Annotated in this window: 13 protein-coding genes; 7 read left to right on the forward strand and 6 right to left on the reverse strand. The window is 50.4% G+C overall.

The window, feature by feature from the left end; all coding sequences use genetic code 11:
- Positions 1-34 precede the first annotated feature (34 nt).
- On the reverse strand, positions 35-2,698 hold the full coding sequence (locus G451_RS0122420) for a molybdopterin-dependent oxidoreductase (protein WP_027185999.1): 2,664 nt from the start codon (positions 2,696-2,698) through the stop codon (positions 35-37).
- Positions 2,699-3,358: 660 nt separating this feature from the next.
- On the opposite strand from G451_RS0122420, the gene G451_RS0122425 reads away from it, so the two are divergent.
- A complete protein-coding gene (locus G451_RS0122425; protein WP_034643407.1) occupies positions 3,359-3,982 on the forward strand; it encodes a TetR/AcrR family transcriptional regulator in 624 nt (207 codons plus the stop codon).
- 233 nt (positions 3,983-4,215) lie between these two features.
- Complete coding sequence (locus tag G451_RS0122430) at positions 4,216-5,184, forward strand: hypothetical protein (RefSeq protein WP_027186001.1); 969 nt, start codon at positions 4,216-4,218, stop codon at positions 5,182-5,184.
- A gap of 51 nt (positions 5,185-5,235) precedes the next feature.
- Here the strand turns inward: G451_RS0122430 and G451_RS35450 are convergent, their stop codons facing one another.
- The gene (locus G451_RS35450) at positions 5,236-5,472 is read right to left on the reverse strand and encodes a 2Fe-2S iron-sulfur cluster-binding protein (protein ID WP_425387526.1); all 237 of its coding nucleotides are present in this window, start codon (positions 5,470-5,472) and stop codon (positions 5,236-5,238) included.
- A gap of 217 nt (positions 5,473-5,689) precedes the next feature.
- Between G451_RS35450 and G451_RS0122435 the strand changes: the two genes are divergently transcribed.
- From G451_RS0122435 to G451_RS34875, 4 genes are all read left to right on the forward strand, one after another.
- Positions 5,690-7,198: a sodium-dependent transporter gene (locus G451_RS0122435; RefSeq protein WP_027186002.1), complete on the forward strand. Its 1,509-nt coding sequence runs from the start codon at positions 5,690-5,692 to the stop codon at positions 7,196-7,198.
- Between the two features lie 3 nt (positions 7,199-7,201).
- A complete protein-coding gene (locus G451_RS34355; RefSeq protein WP_156921763.1) occupies positions 7,202-7,303 on the forward strand; it encodes a MetS family NSS transporter small subunit in 102 nt (33 codons plus the stop codon).
- A gap of 364 nt (positions 7,304-7,667) precedes the next feature.
- Entirely contained in the window at positions 7,668-8,165 is a 498-nt protein-coding gene (locus G451_RS0122445; protein WP_027186003.1) for a winged helix-turn-helix domain-containing protein, read from the forward strand.
- Positions 8,141-8,725, forward strand: a complete 585-nt coding sequence (locus tag G451_RS34875; RefSeq protein ID WP_211236378.1) for an IS630 family transposase — start codon at positions 8,141-8,143, stop codon at positions 8,723-8,725. The genes G451_RS0122445 and G451_RS34875 overlap by 25 nt, the downstream gene beginning before the upstream one ends.
- Positions 8,726-9,225: 500 nt before the next feature.
- On the opposite strand, the gene G451_RS0122455 is transcribed toward G451_RS34875, so the two are convergent.
- Genes G451_RS0122455 through G451_RS31155 form a run of 4 tightly spaced genes read right to left on the reverse strand, consistent with a single transcriptional unit; the run spans position 9,226 to position 15,708 of the window.
- Positions 9,226-10,446 (reverse strand): aromatic amino acid transport family protein, encoded by a 1,221-nt coding sequence (locus tag G451_RS0122455; RefSeq protein ID WP_027186005.1) that lies wholly within the window; start codon positions 10,444-10,446, stop codon positions 9,226-9,228.
- Positions 10,447-10,504: 58 nt separating this feature from the next.
- The gene (locus G451_RS0122460) at positions 10,505-11,836 is read right to left on the reverse strand and encodes an L-serine ammonia-lyase, iron-sulfur-dependent, subunit alpha (protein ID WP_027186006.1); all 1,332 of its coding nucleotides are present in this window, start codon (positions 11,834-11,836) and stop codon (positions 10,505-10,507) included.
- Positions 11,837-11,869: 33 nt separating this feature from the next.
- A complete protein-coding gene (locus tag G451_RS0122465; protein WP_027186007.1) occupies positions 11,870-14,065 on the reverse strand; it encodes a RelA/SpoT family protein in 2,196 nt (731 codons plus the stop codon).
- Between the two features lie 5 nt (positions 14,066-14,070).
- Complete coding sequence (locus G451_RS31155; RefSeq protein WP_169727927.1) at positions 14,071-15,708, reverse strand: peptide-binding protein; 1,638 nt, start codon at positions 15,706-15,708, stop codon at positions 14,071-14,073.
- A gap of 203 nt (positions 15,709-15,911) precedes the next feature.
- On the opposite strand from G451_RS31155, the gene G451_RS0122475 reads away from it, so the two are divergent.
- A complete protein-coding gene (locus G451_RS0122475; protein ID WP_027186008.1) occupies positions 15,912-19,127 on the forward strand; it encodes a DEAD/DEAH box helicase in 3,216 nt (1,071 codons plus the stop codon).
- The last annotated feature ends 132 nt before the right edge of the window (positions 19,128-19,259 follow it).

A 19,259-nucleotide genomic window follows, 5' to 3' on the forward strand; every position in this document is an offset into this window, starting at 1 on the left:
GTACCAGATTTATGGCATTAGCGTAACACAAGCTCTATGCGTTGACGCTGTTCATTGCGGCAAGAAGTTTATCCGGTGTTGCCGGCAAGTCACATATCCATGCTCCAGTGGCATTGAAAATAGCGTTGATGACGGCCGGCGCTGTGGGAACCATGCACATTTCGCCGATACCCGTAACTTGGAGCGGGCCTTTGGGACGCGGAGTTTCCTGAATGATGGTTTCCATATCAAAGCTGGTGGCCATGGTCGGGAATTTGAAGGAAACCCAGTCTTTGGTTTGACCGGCAATGTATTGTTCACGCAGTGCCCAGCCGACCCCCATATCGATACCACCATCCAGTTGGCCAACTAAGTTTTGAGGATGAATGACGGGACCAGCGTCAACAGCAGTCGTCATTTTGATCACACGGGTTTTGCCTGTAGCGGTATCGACTTCGACTTCGGCAAGCTGGACAGCATGGACTTGTGATTCAAAAGATGGGCCTTGTCCGGTTTGCGGATCGAGCGGACCAACTTCGGTTTTTTTCCGTCCCAGATAGCGTGCTTGATGGCCAGCGGCTTTGAGATCTTCTCCAGTCTTGGCCCCTGTTTCATCCATGGCGGCCTTGAGTTGTTCGAGACCATTAATCAGAGCATTGCCGATCATGTACGTGATGCGACTTCCTGCAGCTGCACCACTGGCGGCGGTATATTCCGTTGAACGGGTGTTCACGCGAATGCGATCCAGCGGCATTTTCATAAAGGCGCTGGCTAATTGCAGCAGCATGGATTCGTTACCTTCGCCCGGATCTGCTGCGGCTGCGTAGATGGAGAGCCCTCCATCGTCATCAAGTTCAACGGCTACAACGGCGTTGTCATTGGGGCCACCGATGCCGAATGCACCGGTGCCAATCCCGACTCCACGCAATTTTGTGTCCGTACTGGTGGCGCGTGCTTCGGCAACTGCACGTTCATAGTGTGGACGAATTTTTTCCATGACCTCTGGGAAAGGCCATTCTGTGACGCCTTGTCCCGTGGATTTGGTTTCGCCGACCTTCAAGGAGTTGAGGAGGCGAAATTCGAATGGATCCATGTCCAATTTGTTGGCAAGCATTTCCATGGCACATTCCAGAGCAAAGTTGGCTTGTGGTGCTCCGGCGCCACGGGCAGCGCTGCCCCATGGATTGTTCGTGTATACAAGGCGTCCCCGCGCTTTGACGTTCGGAATGTTGTAGGATCCGGAAAGCATCAGTAACGCGCGATACACAACGACATGGCCGATAGAATAGTATGCGCCGTTATCGGTTATGAAGTCATTGTGATAGGCGGTCAGTTTGCCGGTGTTATCTGCGGCCAGCTTGACATCCATGGTAAAACCGTGGCGTTTGGAGGTCATAAGCATGCTGTCGTGCAGGCTGGGAATATAGCGTACGGCTCGTTGAAAATGGACAGCTGCGGCTGCGGCAATGCCTTCGGAAATGACATCGATTTTAATACCGAATTGTCCACCGGAGTAGGCCTCGATGTAGGCCATGTTCTCCCAGCCCACTGCCGCCTGCAGCATGGCCATATGATAGTGAATGTTGATGCTGCGTCCGATAACTACAAGCTTAGGCTGGTCGGCATCTTCGTCTTCTTCGAAGTAGGCAACGGTTGCTTCGGGTTCCAATGGTGCCTGGTGGTTGATCTGGGTGGTAAACCGAGCTTCGATGACCGCAGCCGAATCGGACAACGCTGCGTCGGCATCCCCTTTGATTTGCGGTTGGTCATAGCACACGTTGTCGCGGTCGGGGTGAACGCGAAGGCTTCCTTCTTCCATGGATTGAAAAGGATGACCCAATATGGGCAGTTCTTCCAATTCAAGCTCAATGGCTTTCAATGCCGCTTCAGCCTGCGCCTTGGTCGCGGCCGCGACGATACAGATGGGATCACCGATATAATGCACTTTGTCATGGCACAATACCGGACGATCGTCTTGGAGATATTTGAGAATGTTGGTTCCCTGGATGTCTGCGGCGGTGACAATACCAGCCACACCAGGCATCGACACTGCTTTGGTGGTGTCGAGTTTGGCGATGGTGGCATGTGGGACGGTGCTTCGTAATACAGCGAGTTCCAAGGCATCCGGAATGAGGATGTCGGCCGTAAAATGTGCGGTCCCACAGGCTTTTTCTATGGATGAACGCCGCGGATGCGAAGTCCCCATTGCCGGAGCATCGGAGGCTGGCATGATGCTTTCTGGCGTAAGTTCTTTGCGTAAGAATCGCGCAGCAAGCTGTACGGCTTCAATGATCTTTGTATAACCGGTACAACGACACAGATTACGACGTAGTGCTTTTTTGATTTCTTCGGGGGTGGGATCGGAATTTACATCCAGCAATGCTTTCGTCGCCATAATCATACCCGGAGTACAGAAACCACACTGAATAGCTCCGGAGAGTACAAACGCCTGTTGAATCAAATGTGGATTTTGGGGCGTCCCTAACCCTTCCACGGTAATAATATCGGCGCCATCCAGGTCTTTGACTTTGGTTAAACATGACAGCGCGGTTTTACCATTGACGATCACCATACACGCTCCGCATTGTCCTTTGCGGTCGCAGGATTGTTTGGTACCGGTAAGTTGTAAGTCTTTTCGTAGCAAATCCAGCAACACGTTGGTGTCGTTGGTCACAACCTGACGGGACAGGCCGTTGATTGTCATGTTCACTCGTTTCATCAGGCGACTCCTTCAGCAATTTGGGTTCATATACAGGAACAGGGAGAGATATTGAGGCCCATTGATTTCTCGTGTTGATAAAAAAACGCTACAGAGTGGTCTGCATTCCTTTATTGCGTTTGTCGCAATTATTTGTATTCTCTGGCGTATTTGTTGATAGCTCGTGGTTTGCGATGAAGGCCCCAAATTATTGATGCATTGTTTGTCACGGTTGATTGTGTCAAGCGTGACATAGTACTCAATAAGTGTGCCGGAATATGTGAAAAGCGTGGAAGGTTGATTTTTCTTTGATATTTCTTTTAAATTCAGCTGGATAGTGTTGGAAGGAGTATGTTGTGAATCGAACGTGATTGCAGTCATCAATCAATAAAACGATGCAATATTGCATCGGGCAGAGGGTGAGTTGAAAGGGGGGATTGGCGCGTTCGGGTGTTTTAAGAAGCAAGATTGAGTGAAGCAAAATTGCATCGCGCGATGTATTTTTGCATCACACGAGCGCCGATGATAATGTTCGATCGCGGTTGTGTACCTTGACGTTGTGCGCATCATAGCGGAAAGGCGAGGTGAGCATCGCGTTTTGGGCCTCATGGATTGCTTGTTGTTAACATGATGGTTGACAGTGTCACCATGGGGTGACATCTTGTGCACAAGGATTGTATAATGGCACGGGGAAGTAAAGAAACGAGAGCACGCTTGATTGATGCAGTCGGAAGAGTGTTAACCCAAAAAGGCTTTGAAGGTGTTGGCATAAACGCTGTTGCTCGAGAAGCCGGTGTCGATAAAGTCTTAATTTATCGTTATTTTGATAATATTCAAGGGTTGGTGACTTCATTTTGTCAGCAGGATGGTTTCTGGCCAACACCGCTCGAACTTATGGGAGGGAACAGAGAGGAATTTGCCCAAAAGACGTTTTCTCAACAGTTGTCTGATGGCGCGGTCAATTATCTTCGAGCATTGCGTTCTCGTCCGCTTGCCCGTGAAGTCTTGGCCTGGAGGTTTTTGGTACAAAACGAATTGACTGACGCTCTTGACGCGGTTCGTTTATCAAGCTGGACAGAGGTTATGCAGCTCTTGCAGGCACCCCCTACTGAGGCAGGGCACGATATTCTGGCGCTCCAAGCCATTATAGGGGCTGCAGTCAACCACCTCGGTACACGGTCCGCAACGTTATCCGAATTTTCCGGCATTGATTTGGACGATGAAGCCGGATGGCTTCGTCTGGAATCCATGATTCGAACAATTGTTGCTCTGGTTTTAGATCAGAAAACGGAGTGTCGCCGGTAGACGCTGCATACACTCGCTTCACTGGTGGAAGAGGAAAGGTGTGCCGTGCGGTTTTTTTTATGTATTCCATGTCACTTGTTGGTGACATATGATTGAGACCTGAACATCTGGCAATACCTTTGTCTAATCGAAATGATGTGGAATGCGTCACGTCGGGGAACGTTGTATGAGGTGTTTTTTTAAACAAAATGTCACCGATCGGTGACAAAAGTGTTGAAAACATGGAGAGAAACATGAATGTACTGCATGGAGTGACAACGCAACATCATCGACTACAGGGTCTTTGTTGGAGTTTGGGTGAACGATTATGGATGCGGGGGAAGTTCCCTTTGTTGTATTTTGGTATGGGATTTTTTCTTTTGGCCTTGCTTGTCCCATGTTTCTCGTGGGCTGATGATGAAATAAAAATGCCGATTGCAGGGAATGGTGTCATAGATTTGCCGGCTTCGATCAATGGCGGCTCGGGAAAAGTTGGACGGATACGGGCTGGAGCGGATGTTTCATTGAAAACGGACTATATAACTGTCAATGTTTCGGTTCGTCGCGATTTCTATTCGTGGTACAAGACGAACCGTCTGCCTTTTGGCAACGGGCATTCATCTCCATGGGAAGGGCTGAATCGAGTCGGTATCGGCCTGCATCATTCTGGAGCGTTGAGCAAACGATTTGATTATTTTGCTTGGGTTGACGCGTCTGCGTCGTATGAAAAAGAAATTAGCGGTTCTCTCGGGATTACAGCAGGCGGTGGGGGCGTTTGGACGCCGTCGCCCGAATGGGCCGTACGCCTTGGGGCTGGAGTCGTATGGCATCAAATCAAATCGTATCCATTTCCAGTGTTGGACATAATGTATCGCCCCCGTGCTCTTGATGGGATGGAATTCGAACTCGGTTTTCCGTATTCACATATCGCCTTCCAACTCAACAACGTGATTGGACTGCGTCTGACAGGAGAGGTAGAATACGGTTTGTACCGATTAGCTGACAAGAGCAGTGTGCGTCGCAAGGGATATGTCGAGTTCTTCGGATACTCCACAGGATTATGGGTCGACATTTCTCCGACAGAATCCTTGAAATTCAGCTTTGGAGGTGCCTGGAATTTTCAGGGAGGTATGTCGCTATACCGAGAAAGTGGAGAAGGTCACAAAGAATACTCCCGAGAAGATGTACCGTCCCTCAACGCTGCTTTGCGTTACGAATTTTGATTGCCGAAGACGAGGCGCGTCTTCGGTAAGATATTTCAGGTACTCATCTCATCAGGAAACGTTGGGAAGTGGAAGAGAAGAACGCCTCGTTTTCGATGCAATTATAAGGACTCGGAAGTGGTCGAATGTATCAGACCACTTCCGAGTCTCTTCGTCGGAGTTTACAGCCAGCAATGCTTTCGTCGCTATAATCATACCCGGAGTACAGAAAACACACTGAATCGCTCCGGAGAGTACAAACTCCTGTTGAATCAAATGTGAATTTGGAGACGTCCCTAACCCTTTCACGGTAATAATATCGGCGCTAGCGTGTTTGGACGATTTCTGAAGTGGATCAAGAAGAAGTATCAATGCATCGATTGAAGCCGAGATCAGACGTCGACGAACAAATTCGACTCCTTTCAATGGTGAAGTGCTAACGGTTCACTGCATTTGTGTCGTGGGTTGACTTCACAAAAAAGTTGCGAGAGGTTGGCCAACTTTTTTTGAACGGAGATGAAATAACATGCATGGAAGAGAAACATGGGGGTCCCGGACTGGCTTTATCATGGCTGCTGTGGGCTCCGCTATCGGTCTTGGTAACATTTGGCGCTTTCCCTATATGGTCTATGAAAACGGAGGCGGCGCCTTTCTTATTCCGTATTTCGTGGCAATGCTTGCCGCGGGCATCCCGCTTATGATTCTTGAATTTGCTCTTGGGCAAAAATTTAAGGGATCTGCCCCGAAGGTATTTTCCTCGATTTCGAAAAAATGGGAATGGCTCGGCTGGTGGCAGGTCGTGGTGTCCTTTATCATCACAACATACTATGTCGTTGTTGTCGCCTGGGCCATCAATTACTGTTTTCTTGCCGTGTCTCAAGGTTGGGGCGCGGATCCGAAGGCGTTTTTTTACGGAGAATTTCTGGGACTCACCGATTCCCCTCTGGACATGGGTGGGGTGCAGCCCGCAATATTATTCGCGACTGCGGCAGCATGGCTTTTTACCTACATTGCAGTGTTTACCGGTGTGAAAAGTGGAATTGAACGGATCAATAAAATTTTCATGCCGTTGCTTTTTTTGCTTGTTTTCATTTTCATCGGTCGAGGGTTGATGCTTCCCGGTGCAACTGAGGGGCTCAACTGGTTATTTAAACCCGATTTTTCCGCAACATTGGATGGTAAAGTGTGGGCCGACGCCTTTGGACAGATTTTTTATTCTTTGTCCATCGGATTTGGCATCATGTTGTCTTACGCCAGTTACCTGCCTGAAGACTCAGATATCAATAATAATGCCTGCATGACCGTCTTTATCAACTGCGGATTCAGTATCATTTCCGGTATCATGATTTTCAGCGTGCTCGGCTATATGGCACATCAACAGGGTGTTCCCGTTAGTGAAGTCGCTGGTTCCGGTGTGGGGTTGGCCTTTATCACCTTACCGACGGCGATTAACTTGATGCCTGCTCCGGCATTTTTCGGCATTTTGTTTTTTCTTGCGCTCTGTGTTGCCGGCCTCTCCTCTATGATTTCTCTGAACGAAGTCGTTGTTGCGGCACTTATGGATAAAATCGACATATCGCGTAAAAAAGCGGCGACGATCTTTTGTGTTACCGGATTTTTGATCAGTATTGCCTTTACAACGGGTGGGGGGCTCTTGTTGTTGGATATTGTTGATCACTTTATCAACAATTTTGGTGTGCTCATCGGCGGTCTTGTCGAAATCCTGTTTGTTGTCTGGTTCTGCAATATTGATGAACTTCGCATCCATGCAAATAGGGTGTCTGAAATCAACGTCGGCATGTTGTGGACAAATAGTCTGCGTTTTCTTGTCCCTGCCATGCTTGGATTTATGCTCATTTCCAACTTCATAGAAGACATCTCCACAAGCTATGGTGGATACTCGACAACAGCAACGCTCACGTTTGGTTGGTCCAATCTGTTTCTCTGCAGTGTCTTTGCCATTATTTTAGCACGAAAGGACCATGCGTTTGCAGAGAGTATCAATACGAATCAAAGATTCCTGAAAAGGAGATAATATATGACGACCAATGCAATTATTATGATGCTTTTGGGTCTTGGCATTACGTGGGGTGGGGCAATAGCATGTTTTCGGGTTGCCTTTAAAAGTAAGCGTCGTTAGATCCAATTCCTGACAGTTCATATCGGAATGGGTGTGCTCGGTGTCGGGCACACCCATTTTCTGTTTGATGACTTGGATAAAGAGTAAAAAAAGAGTCGCATCGGTCCTGTCGTTGTACCGATCATCGCAATATCTTTGTCTTTTCTCTCCCGTAGCAACGGGTGATGAGAGCCGCCACGCGGCTTCTGGAAACAAATCTCACGCTAGACGGTTAATCAGGCTCAAAGTGCCATATCTCTGGTATGATGGAGAAAGTTTCTGTAGGATCGCTTCCTGTTCAATAGAAATCTTGAGATGACTCCACAAAACGTAATTCCAATTCTAACTCCAGCATGCCATAGTAGATCTTCGTAAGGAGATACATATGGGACGAATTCCAAAAGGCAACGAGCTTCTTGAACAAGCCAAACGCGCTTTAAACAAAGCGAAGACTGTCGACGAACTCCGTCAGCTCCAGGCTGTTATTTTCCCTTTAGAAATGGGGATTTCTCTTGAACAAACGGCTCTTTTGATAGGTCGCTCTGTACGATGGACTTCCCAAGCGAGGACTGAATTCATCCAGAGTGGTGCCTGTACGGTCAACCAAAAACCAGGAACAGGTGGAAGAAGGCGTCAAAACCTAACACCTGAAGCAGAAAAAGATTTCCTTGAGCCATTTCTTCAAAAAGCAAAGGAAGGAGAAATCCTCGTCGTAGCCGAGATACATCGGGCCCTCGAACAACGGCTTGGGCGAAAGATTCCTCTTTCCTCAGCCTACAACCTCTTGCACCGACATGGCTGGCGAAAACTGGCTCCCGATAAACGTCATGTAGCGGCGGATGTCGAGGCGCAAGAGGCTTGGAAAAAAAACTCAAATTCATAGTCCAAGATAACACACAAGGATGGCAAGAAGATCTTCCGCTGAGACTCATGTTCCAAGATGAGGCACGATTTGGCTTGATCTCTGAAGCTCGGCGTTGCTGGTGCCCCAAACCGGAAAGACCAATATGTAAAACAATGATTTCTCAACAATATACATATGCTTATTCAGCTGTAAGTATCTTGGAAGGAAATATGGACAGCCTCGTTCTTCCATATGTCAAGACATCATGCATGCAAATTTTCCTGAACGAAGTGAGTTCGCGTTATCCGAATGAACGCATCCTTATGATTGCTGACGGGGCTGGATGGCACAAAAGTAAATCCTTGATCATTCCATGGAATATCAAACTCATTATACAACCACCATATTCTCCAGAACTCAACCCCGTGGAGCATATATGGGACGAAGTAAAAGAAAAATACTTTCACAATAGAGTATTTGATGATCTTGCCAGCTTGGAAAATCATCTTGTCAGCTCACTCTCAAATCTTGAAACTGACCATAAACGAGTCAAATCCATTGTAGCTTGGCAATGGATTATTAAAGCTATTTCGAATTAGAATTGGAATAAGACATAAACAATCGATCCAAATCCCTCGCGTTGCCGGAGAGCACATCCGCAAACTGGCATCCGATAGCCAGTCTTTGGGATAAAACTGAAACGCCGGTGCCTTCCCCATTCGTTCACCGCCTTTCTTGTTGGACGTAGTGAGTGTTCCGGTCGATTGACCGCATGAATCGCTCTGTCTGGAGGTATGCAGAAACCACCTGATAAAAAACCAAACAATCCAAGGTGATTATATGTGAAGCATACGTAATTGTCAATCAAAATACGTTTTTAGCGTACTTAACACATACATTGCATACGGTGAACGTAAAGACACCCCAACGAATATGGGAAAAAATAAATGATTTTCTGTGGAGCAAATTATGAAGAAAAATGAAGGGCGCGATTCGCAAAGGTGCAACACGACGTTGTGTACGATGCCCACGATCGATGAGCAGTCAGGAAAAACTTGACGGCTCACCGATCATGAAAAGCATACCGTACCTACCGGTGTTATCCCCCAAAGGGTTGTTGTATCCAGTAATCCACATCCGGGTCGATGTGGGTCAGGCCAAATTCTTGACCGAGTTCGAAAAGCAGGATGAGACCGAAGAGGACAAGCATGATCCATCCTAACATTTTGCTTTTCGTACTCTTCTGGCGCAACAGCAAAATGCTGGGCAGGATGCCGAAAAAGATACAGACGCCGATTCCGCCCACGACATTGAGCGCCACCAAAAACACATCCGGATAGGCCAGCGACACGAAAAGCGGCGGAATAAAGGCCACAATCCAAATCACGAGTTTATGATCAACGTGGAAGGTATTGGAACTCAGGTCTTTCAAAAAATCCAACAGCGCCACACCATTGGCCATGAATGCGGCCGTCATGGACAAAATGGCGAACACCAGGCCCACATTGGTAAATAACGATGATTGCAGGAGCTTAGATAATGGAACGGTTGCTGGAAGATTCACCTGGAATGCATGAAGAATACTGATGTTATCCGGTCCCTCCATGGGCAAGGCACAAAACACAACCACGGTCCACGACAAATTCATGACCAGCCCGATGAGCGACCCGATATACATGGCTTTGCGCACCGCTCCTCTGTCCTGGCCCAATTCTCTGCATACCGTAGGTATCAGGTTGTGATACAAAAACGCGGTCAGCACCACCGGCAACGCCGCAGGGAGAAATCCCCATTGCAACGGCATCGCACGAGCAATATCGACCTCCGGCAGCACCATTGCCGACAACACGAGGAAGGTCGCCACCATAACGATCATGATCACGGCATTACACCGGCGCAATATGGCCGTGCCGAAACTTGTCAGTCCGGCCACAATCACGAAGAATCCAAGCGTGATCACCCATCCCTGCTCAAGATTGAACAGGTTCACGAGAATAGACGTCACCCCCACAAGATAGGCGGTGAGGACGCCGTAGAGGATGATGAGATCGGAAACCACAGCGACCCATTTGCCGATGGGGCCGAGTTTCAATGCGAAAAATGACGGCAGGCCTCCGGTCTCGCCGGTGACCAATTCCTTTTGATCCGCCAGAATATACGAAGACAAGAGCATCAGTGCCCAAACAAGAATAATCCCCACGGTTGCCGGCAGAATACCGGCGGGACCGAGATTGATGGGCAACGCCAAAATCCCCGCCCCTAACAAATTTCCCGTCACCATTAACGCCACGGTCAGCACAGGTTGGCCAGATGTGCGCATGCTATCTCCTGCGTCGTTCAAATGAGCGTGAGAGTGAAAGACCAACAGCGAGAAACGCTCACGGACACTTCGCCAGCATGATGTCTAAGATAGCCGGTGTCATGCCTTGCATGCCCTTCGCGGACAATGTCCCCAGATTGGCAATGGATTCTTCGCCACTGCGCCCGACGATACCGTCAATGGGGCTGACAATGACGCCATTCAAGGCAAGTAGGGCGCTTTTCACGGCTGAACTTGCCGCATCGCCGACCTTGAGGGCGCAACTCGTCTTGGCGCCGTCGCAAATGAGGGTGGATGTATTCTCGATATGATTGGTGATGGCGCCGCCGATTTTTTGTGTCGTTCCGCCCAAGAGATAACAGACACCCGCAGCCACGCCCGCGCCCCCGGCAATCGCACTCCCGCAAATGGCCGAAAGTCGACCCACGCGAGCTTTGACGAGGCACGTCACCATGGCACTCAGGGTGAGCGCCTTATAGATCAGGGCTTCATCCTCGATAGTCATAAATTCACTGGCCGCGGCAATGGGCGTGCTGGCGGCAATACCCTGGTTACCGCTTCCGGCAAGAGTCATGGCCGACAGACTGACGCCGCCCATGCGGGAGTCAATGCCCGCGGCGGCCACTGTGCCGGCATGGAGCGGCATATCTTCATGTAAAAGCCCCTGGCGCATAAGAGAAAGCTGTGTTCTGCCAACGCCTAAACCAGGACCGTGTTTAAGACCATATTCAGCAAGCGCCATATTCAAATGCAGTCCCTGACGCATGTAGGCGAAATCGTCCTCGTCCAGGTCATCCAGCAGGTCGATCATGGAATCCAGGCTCAGGCTCATCAGCCAGGATTCCAGCTCCGTCAACGGTTCCGGACCATCAGCTGTTTGCGCGCTCAACAGGGGACTGTCCGTCACGGCCTCGCCGTTTAATGTAAGGGAAACAATATTATCGTGGCGACCTTCAATCAGGCAGGTTGCTTGCTGGTCTTTGGCAGTGATGACGACCTTGACGAACAACGCCTCTTGTGCGCGGTCAATCTCCACCGTGACCCCACCCGCGGCAACCAGAGCAAGCGCCTTGTCGAGACCGTCCTGTTCAATGGAGGCAAACACTTGCAACCGCTTTGCCGGATCACCGGCCATGGCTCCCATCGCCGCGGCCAACGCAATGGACGTCCTGCCCCCGGAGTTGGGAATGACCACGCCCATTGCATTGCGATGCAGGTTCGGGTCAGTTGTCAGAACAATGTTTTCTGGTGGATTGTGCAGTAGAGACGCGGCGGACGCCGCAGCCAACCCAATGGCGGCAGGTTCCGTGCAACCAAGGCCCGGGTCGGTTTCCAGGTGAATGAGAGACTTGGCCTTACCATGAAGAATGTCCTGAATCTGAAAACCCATGCCATCTCCTGATGTCGAGGTGAATGAGGACGGTTATGAGTCCCGATTCTGCGACACCGGACCATGTACGACATGACGCGTTACTTCGTGTACATCCTCAATTTTCCGCATCATCTCCATAACATGATACAGGTGATCGGAATCTTTAACTTCAACCGTAAACTCGATATTCGTTTTCCCTTCCACGGTTGAACGGAATGTCCCCGAGGAAATATTGACGCTTTCATGAGCCATGAGGTTGGCAATATTGGCCAGGACGCCCGGCTTGTTCTTGGTGATGAGTTCAATCTTGGCCGGATAGGGATGGTCGCTTTCGCCTTCCCAGGAAATTTGCAGCAGCCGTTCCGGTTCGAAGGTTGCCACGTTGGGACAATCGTGAGTATGCACAACAACCCCACGGCCCCGGCTGATATAGCCGACAATCGGTTCACCGGGCAGCGGATGACAGCAACCGGCAAAATGAACCAGCACATCGTCAACGCCCTTGATTCGCACCGAATCCGATCCCGGCTCTTTGGCCGTGTCCTTCTTTTTCGTCTCTTTGACCGGCTCGACTTTCTGTCCGGTGCCTGGTTTGGCCTCTTCGTTCTTGGCCTGCAATCGACCAAGCACTTTACGCGCCGTGATGCGGACATAGCCCACGGCCGAAAAGAGCTCATCGGCATTCGGAAAAGAAAAGTCTTTGGCGAGTTCGTCTAAGGAGCCGTCTTTGTGGACCTTTTGCAGGTTTATCCCCACCTTGCGGCCTTCTTTCTCCAGCATTTCCTTACCCAGGGCAATGCTGCGAGAGCGTTCTTCCGTACGAATCCAGTGCTTAATGCGGGTGCGTGCTTTGGCGGTTTTGACGATCTTGAGCCAGTCACGGCTCGGGGTGCGGTGGTTATCCGTAAAAATGGCGACCGTATCCCCGTTCTTGAGCGCGGTAGCCAGCGGTTGCAGTCGGCCGTTGATCTTCGCGCCGGCGCAATGGTCACCGACTTCGGTATGAATGAGGTAGGCAAAATCGATCGGCGTGGCACCTTCGGGAAGTTCTTTGACCTCACCCTGCGGCGTAAAGACATAGACCTCGTCCTGAAACAGGTCGTAGCGTAGCGTCGTCATGAACTCGCGAGGGTCGTTGGTATGACGTTGCCAGTCCATGATCTGGCGTAGCCAGGTGAAACGTTCTACGTCCTTGGCTTTGAACCCGCCCTTGCCTTTTTCTTTGTAGCGCCAGTGTGCAGCCACACCGAACTCGGCGAGTTGGTTCATTTCATCGGTACGAATTTGAATTTCGATGCGCTCGCCCTCCGGCCCCACCACCGTGGTATGCAAGCTCTGATACATGTTGTTTTTCGGCATCGAAATATAGTCTTTGAACCGACCATGGACCGGCTTCCACAGCGAGTGAACCAGTCCGAGCACGGCATAACAATCTTTGAGCGAACGGACGATGACGCGGAAAGCAATGATGTCATAGACCTGATCAAGCGTCAGGCCTTGCTGCTTCATTTTGTGGTAAATGCTGAAAATATGTTTGCGCCGTCCATAAACCCGCCCCTTGATGCTGTTTTCATCGAGAAGACTTTCAATAAACTGAATGACTCTTTCAATATAGACTTCACCGGCCGTATGGCTTTTGGCAATACCCTCATTAATCTGGGCATAGACATCCGGCTTGAGATATTTGAGGCTCAGGTCTTCGAGTTCGGTTTTGATGCGGTACAAGCCCAGGCGGCTGGCCAGAGGAGCATAGATTTCAAGGGTTTCTCGGGAGATGAGCGCTTGTTTGTAGTGCTTCTGAAAATCAAGCGTGCGCATATTATGCAGCCGGTCCGCCAGCTTCACGAGCACGACTCGGATATCCTCGGCCATGGCGAGAATGAGCTTACGAATATTCTCGGATTGAGCTTCTTCTTTGGAGTCGAAGGTCATCAGGCTGATCTTCGTGACGCCATCTACGATGTCGGCCACTTCTTCGCCGAAGAGTTCTTCCAGTTCGTCCACCGTAGTTTGGGTGTCTTCAACCGTATCGTGCAGGAGTCCCGCTGCGATGGTGGCCGCATCGAGCCGCATATCCGCTAAAATATTGGCTGCTTCAAGAGGGTGCGACAAATAGGGTTCACCCGAAAGGCGGGTTTGTCCCAAGTGAGCCCGAGCCGAGAACACATAGGCCTTTTGTACGAGAGCCACATCAGCTTCGTTGAGATACGACGATATCTTCTCTATTATTTCATGAATCCGAATCATAGTTATTACTTCTGCAGGGCTTGTGTGTTGTCGGGGGCTGACACCCACCATCGGTCAAAATTATAATCAATACCGGCTGGTGCCGGGCAAACGTTCTTAATGCGACTCGATACAATGGGCAAGGCATAGGGCACGTACAAAAACAGATACGGCTGTTTTTCGTGTAATATGACTTGCACTCTATCATACATACGCTTGCGCTCAGAGCGGTCAAGTGTTGTGCGGCCGGTCTCAAGTAATTGGTCAAGTTCCGGATCATTGAATGCAATAAAATTAAGACCACCATCGATTTTGGAGGAATGCCATACGTCGAAAATATCCGGATCGGGTAGAATATTCCAACCCAGAACCACCGCATCGAAACGCCCCGTATTGACGAAATTCTTGATAAAGGCGGCCCATTCCACCGTCCGCACCGTGACCCGAATGCCGACAAACGCCAAACGATATTGTATGATGGCTGCTATCTTGGCGCGACGCATATTGCCCTGATTGACGAGAATGGTGAACACAAAGGGACGACCGTCTTGCTCCACAATGCCATCTCCATCCGTGTCGACGAATCCGGCTTCGGCCAACAGTGCCCGGGCCTTTTCCGGGTTGTAGTCATAGTCCTGAATCCGGGTATTATACATCCATGTTCCCGGCATATACGGTCCTCTAGCTGGCACGCCTTGACCAAGGAGTACACCCTTGATGATTTCGCGCTTGTCGACGGCATGGGCGATGGCCCGGCGTACGCGCACATCCTTGAAAAATGGATGTTTCTGATTATAGGCCAAATAGATGTAGCTGGCATCGAGATAGCGCATTTTCACAAACTTTCGATCCCATGCCGGCCCGCTTGTCTGGCGCATATACTGCAACGGTGACAAGGTCATGACGTCGATATTCCCGGCCGAAAGTTCCAAAAACATGGTCGCGTCGTCGGGAATAACCCGAATAACCGCCTCATCAATATACGGTCGACCCAAGAAATAATCGGGATTCGCACGCAACACGATATGCCGTCCGGTTTTCCAGGAAGACAAAACAAATGGGCCTGCACCAATGGGCTTGCGACCAAGCGTACTTTTGGTAATATTGGTCCCCTCCAGCAGGTGCGCAGGCAGGATGGGAAACGCCCAGGTTGCCAGAGAGTCGGCGCGCACTTCTTTATAGCGCACGACAAAGGACCACGGCCCCGTCTGTTCAAGGCTGGCAACGTTGAGAAAATCTTCGGCATAAGCCGTTGGAGTTTTGGGGTCGATCATACATTTGTACGTGAATTGTACATCGGCCACGGTCAATGGTGTCCCGTCTGTCCATCGGATATCATCACGCAGCGTAAATTGGATGGCGGTTCCGTTCTCGATCACTTCATGTGATCGGGCGGCCCAATCCACGAGGTTGAGATCTTTATCATAACGGACCAGCGCCACATACACCTGGTTCATGATATCGAATGACGCTTCGTCCGTCGCCAATGGAGGCAACAACGTCGTCGCATCGGCCAAGCTGGCACGTACAATGCGGCCACCAACATGAGCGGCTTCGCGGGGAACGCATTGGTCTGCCCCCGAATCGGCCCAAACTATGCCCTTCCCCACTGCGAAGGCATAAAAAAAGGCAAAGAAAAGCCCAAGAAAAACAAGCGTATTCATCTTTATTTGCATTTTCATGGCGTGAAGACTTGAAAATAGGCCAAAAATAATCAAAGTAATATTGGCATTCCTTGTTGTCAGAACTTTCACAAAAGGACATCATTGTCCGGTTGCAAGTATCACGCAAGAAACGCCTTAAAGTAAAGTCTTCCTCCCCCGAATCTTTCGGGTATATTTTCATCTTGTAAGGAGATGGCTGTAGCATGTCTCATGATGTCGACGGGACTCGAGCCAAGAAAGTCCTGGAATCCTTTATCCGTGAAACCGTCCCGGAATATATCCTGGACGGCTCCCATTCTATTCTCGCCCAAAACGGCGTGCAGAAACTTAATATCAAACCGCGGGACCACTATTTAGATATCGATGCGCAAATTCAGGGGGAAGACTTTCAAGTCTACTCTTCCGAACTTGGTGTCAATCTCAAAGACGGCACCGTGAATTACTATTGCAATTGCCCCGACTCTTTTTCCGGCGTCTGCCGTCATATCGGGGCGGCGGCCCTCAAGGCGAAACAGTCGTTCGAGGATGTCAAAGAAGAAGAAACAACGCAGGTCAAGCCGCGTGGGGAATGGCGACAAACCTTCCGGTCCTTCTTTTCCACCGAGCCCGAACCCGAACCGGGTCGGCATTATCTCATCTATCGGTTTTATCCCGAACACGGCCGATTGCAGGTTGCGTTTTTCCGAGCCAGACAAAACAAGTCCGGCCTGTCCACCGTGCATAACGAAATCTCGTTGGAACACATCATTCGCAACCCTGAATGGTGCGAATCCGCCCCCAATTTGCCGAAAGTCGCCGATCAGATCGCCCACCTGCTCGACTATGCCGGACACCGCGTTGAAATTCCGCCCGGATTGTTGACCTGGTTTCTCTGGGCCGTGGGCAAGGATTACTATTTGTTCTGGCGCGACTCCGAACAGCCGGTACGCATCGAAAAGAAAACCATGCGGCTCAAGCTCTCCCCACTGCTCACCGAAGAAGGATTGTCCTTTGACATTCTCTTGAGCCGAGCCGGCAAACCGCCCTTTTCCATTTTAGGCCAGGAAGTCTATTTTTACGGGCAAATGCCGTTGTGGGTCTTGTGGAACAAGAGTTTTTACCCCGTTCAGACCTCGTTGCAATCCAATCTTGTCCAAGAGCTTGTTCAGCAAAATCCCATGGTTGGCACCGCCGAAGTTTCGGAATTTCTGGACCGCGTCTGGACACGTCTCCCGGTCTCGGAAATCCATGGTCAGGAAGCCTTCCTGGAAAAGATGAAACCCATCTTTGTGCCAGCAAATTATCTGCCCAAGCTCTTTCTCGATGAAGAAGGCAGCCTGCTCACCCTCAAAGTGCAGAACATTTACGAGACCGAACACGGTGAAATTACGCTGGAAGGTCCCAACCCGGAATTGCAGACGGGCAGTTATCAATATGATGGCAAGGCCTATTTGCTTGCCCGTGATCAGGATGCCGAGAACGATCTCATCACCATCCTGACGGACATGAATTTTCAGCCCCGCAATTATGCCAACTGGTTTCTCGAACCCGAAGAAGCCATTGCCTTCCTGCTCGACGCCTATCCCAAGTTGGTCGAGAAATATCGTGTCTATGGTGAAAAGAACCTGACCCGGTACAAAGTTCGTCTTACCCAGCCCAATGTGGTGGCCGAAGTCGAATCCGATGAAGAGGATAAATGGTTCAATCTCGAACTCACCGTGGAGTACGACGACCAGAAAGTCCCCATCGAAAAAATCTGGAAGGCCTGGACCCAGGGCAAGCGTTATGTACAGCTCAAAGACGGCTCCTACACCAGTCTGCCCGAATCCTGGCTCAACAAGCTGGCTCACAAGCTCAAATCGCTGGGATACGATCCGGAGAAGCCGCCCGCGAAGCGGTTCAAGCAGTTTGAGGCACCGGTGCTCGACAAGCTTGTCGAAGACATGCCCAATCTGCGTACGGACTCCTTTTGGAATAATCTCAAGCAGAAGATTTACGACTTCAAGGAAATCGTCCAGGTCAAGCAGCCTCACGGGTTGAGCGCCACCCTGCGTCCCTATCAGGTGCAAGGCTTGAGTTACCTCAACTTTCTGCGTGATTATGGATTCGGCGGTATTCTGGCCGACGAAATGGGCCTGGGGAAAACGATTCAGACGTTGTCGTTTATCCAACACCTGCATGAACGCGGTGTCGACTCCCCCAACCTCATCATTGTGCCTACCTCCGTCCTGCCCAACTGGGAACGGGAAGCACAGAAGTTCGTGCCCGACCTCAAGTGCCTCATTGTTTATGGGGCCAAGCGTGAAGGCTTGTTCAAGAAAATCGCTTCATCCAATCTCGTCATCACAACCTATGCGTTGTTGCGTCGCGACTTGGATGAATTGCTCAAGTTTGATTTCGCCACCATCATTCTCGACGAAGCCCAGAACATCAAGAATCCGAATACCATCACGGCTCGCTCCGTTCGCAAGCTCAACGCTTCCCTGCGCTTGTGCTTGTCCGGGACGCCCATCGAGAACAATTTGTTCGAGCTGTGGTCACTCTTCGAATTCCTTATGCCCGGTTTCCTGGGCAGTCAGAATGCCTTCCAGCGTGGTATCGTCAAGCCCATCAAGGACGGCGACGAAGAAACCCTCAACTACTTGCGCGGTCGGGTAAAGCCCTTCATCTTGCGGCGTACCAAGAACGAAGTGGCCAAGGATCTGCCGCCCAAGGTCGAGAACGTCTACTACTGCAATCTCATGGACGAGCAGGTCGATCTCTACGCCGCCCTGGCCAAGAAGCTCAAGGATCAGGTGCTCAAGACCGTGGACGAGAAAGGCATTGCCAAGAGCCAGATGTCCATCCTCGACGCCTTGCTCAAGTTACGGCAAATTTGTTGTCACCCGCGTTTGCTCAAGCTCGACATGCCCGGCGTGAACACGAACCTGCCCTCCGGCAAGTTCGACGCCTTCAAGGATCTTGTCACCGACATCATCGAGGAAGGCCACAAGGTGCTTGTCTTCTCGCAGTTCGTCCAGATGCTTCATATCATCCGGTCGTGGTTGCAGATCAGCAAGACGCCGTTTGCCTATCTCGACGGGTCGAGTAAGGATCGTTTCGACCAAGTCGATCGGTTCAACAATGACGAGTCCATCCCCATCTTCCTCATCTCGCTCAAGGCCGGTGGGACCGGTCTCAACCTGACGAGTGCGGACTACGTTATTCATTACGATCCCTGGTGGAACCCGGCCGTGGAAAACCAAGCCACCGACCGAACCCACCGTATCGGGCAGAAGCGGCAAGTTTTCGCCTATAAGATGATTTGCCAAAACACAGTCGAGGAAAAAATCCTCAAGCTGCAAGACATGAAAAAAGGCGTGGCCGAAGCCATCATCCCCGGCCAACAAGCCTGGAAGTCACTCACCCGAACAGACCTGGAAATGCTGTTTGAAGTGTAGGTGATAGGTTTGGTTTAATTTGATCTGGTTTGTCTCCGACGGTCGGGGGAGAGAAGAGGAAAAGAGGGAAGCAACCCCTTTTAAGGAAAGGGGTTTCCCCCCTCTTCTCCTCCCCTCTCCCCCGAACCCCCT

This window comes from Desulfovibrio inopinatus DSM 10711 (assembly GCF_000429305.1).
Lineage (GTDB): Bacteria > Desulfobacterota > Desulfovibrionia > Desulfovibrionales > Desulfovibrionaceae > Alteridesulfovibrio > Alteridesulfovibrio inopinatus.

Coding starts and splice junctions, on each gene's coding strand:
- G451_RS0122420 (WP_027185999.1), bottom strand. CDS start 2,698: ATGAAACGAGTGAACATGACAATCAACGGCCTGTCCCGTCAGGTTGTG.
- G451_RS0122435 (WP_027186002.1), top strand. CDS start 5,690: ATGCATGGAAGAGAAACATGGGGGTCCCGGACTGGCTTTATCATGGCT.
- G451_RS0122430 (WP_027186001.1), top strand. CDS start 4,216: ATGAATGTACTGCATGGAGTGACAACGCAACATCATCGACTACAGGGT.
- G451_RS31155 (WP_169727927.1), bottom strand. CDS start 15,708: ATGAATACGCTTGTTTTTCTTGGGCTTTTCTTTGCCTTTTTTTATGCC.
- G451_RS0122460 (WP_027186006.1), bottom strand. CDS start 11,836: ATGGGTTTTCAGATTCAGGACATTCTTCATGGTAAGGCCAAGTCTCTC.
- G451_RS0122475 (WP_027186008.1), top strand. CDS start 15,912: ATGTCTCATGATGTCGACGGGACTCGAGCCAAGAAAGTCCTGGAATCC.
- G451_RS0122455 (WP_027186005.1), bottom strand. CDS start 10,446: ATGCGCACATCTGGCCAACCTGTGCTGACCGTGGCGTTAATGGTGACG.
- G451_RS34355 (WP_156921763.1), top strand. CDS start 7,202: ATGACGACCAATGCAATTATTATGATGCTTTTGGGTCTTGGCATTACG.
- G451_RS0122465 (WP_027186007.1), bottom strand. CDS start 14,065: ATGATTCGGATTCATGAAATAATAGAGAAGATATCGTCGTATCTCAAC.
- G451_RS0122425 (WP_034643407.1), top strand. CDS start 3,359: ATGGCACGGGGAAGTAAAGAAACGAGAGCACGCTTGATTGATGCAGTC.
- G451_RS0122445 (WP_027186003.1), top strand. CDS start 7,668: ATGGGACGAATTCCAAAAGGCAACGAGCTTCTTGAACAAGCCAAACGC.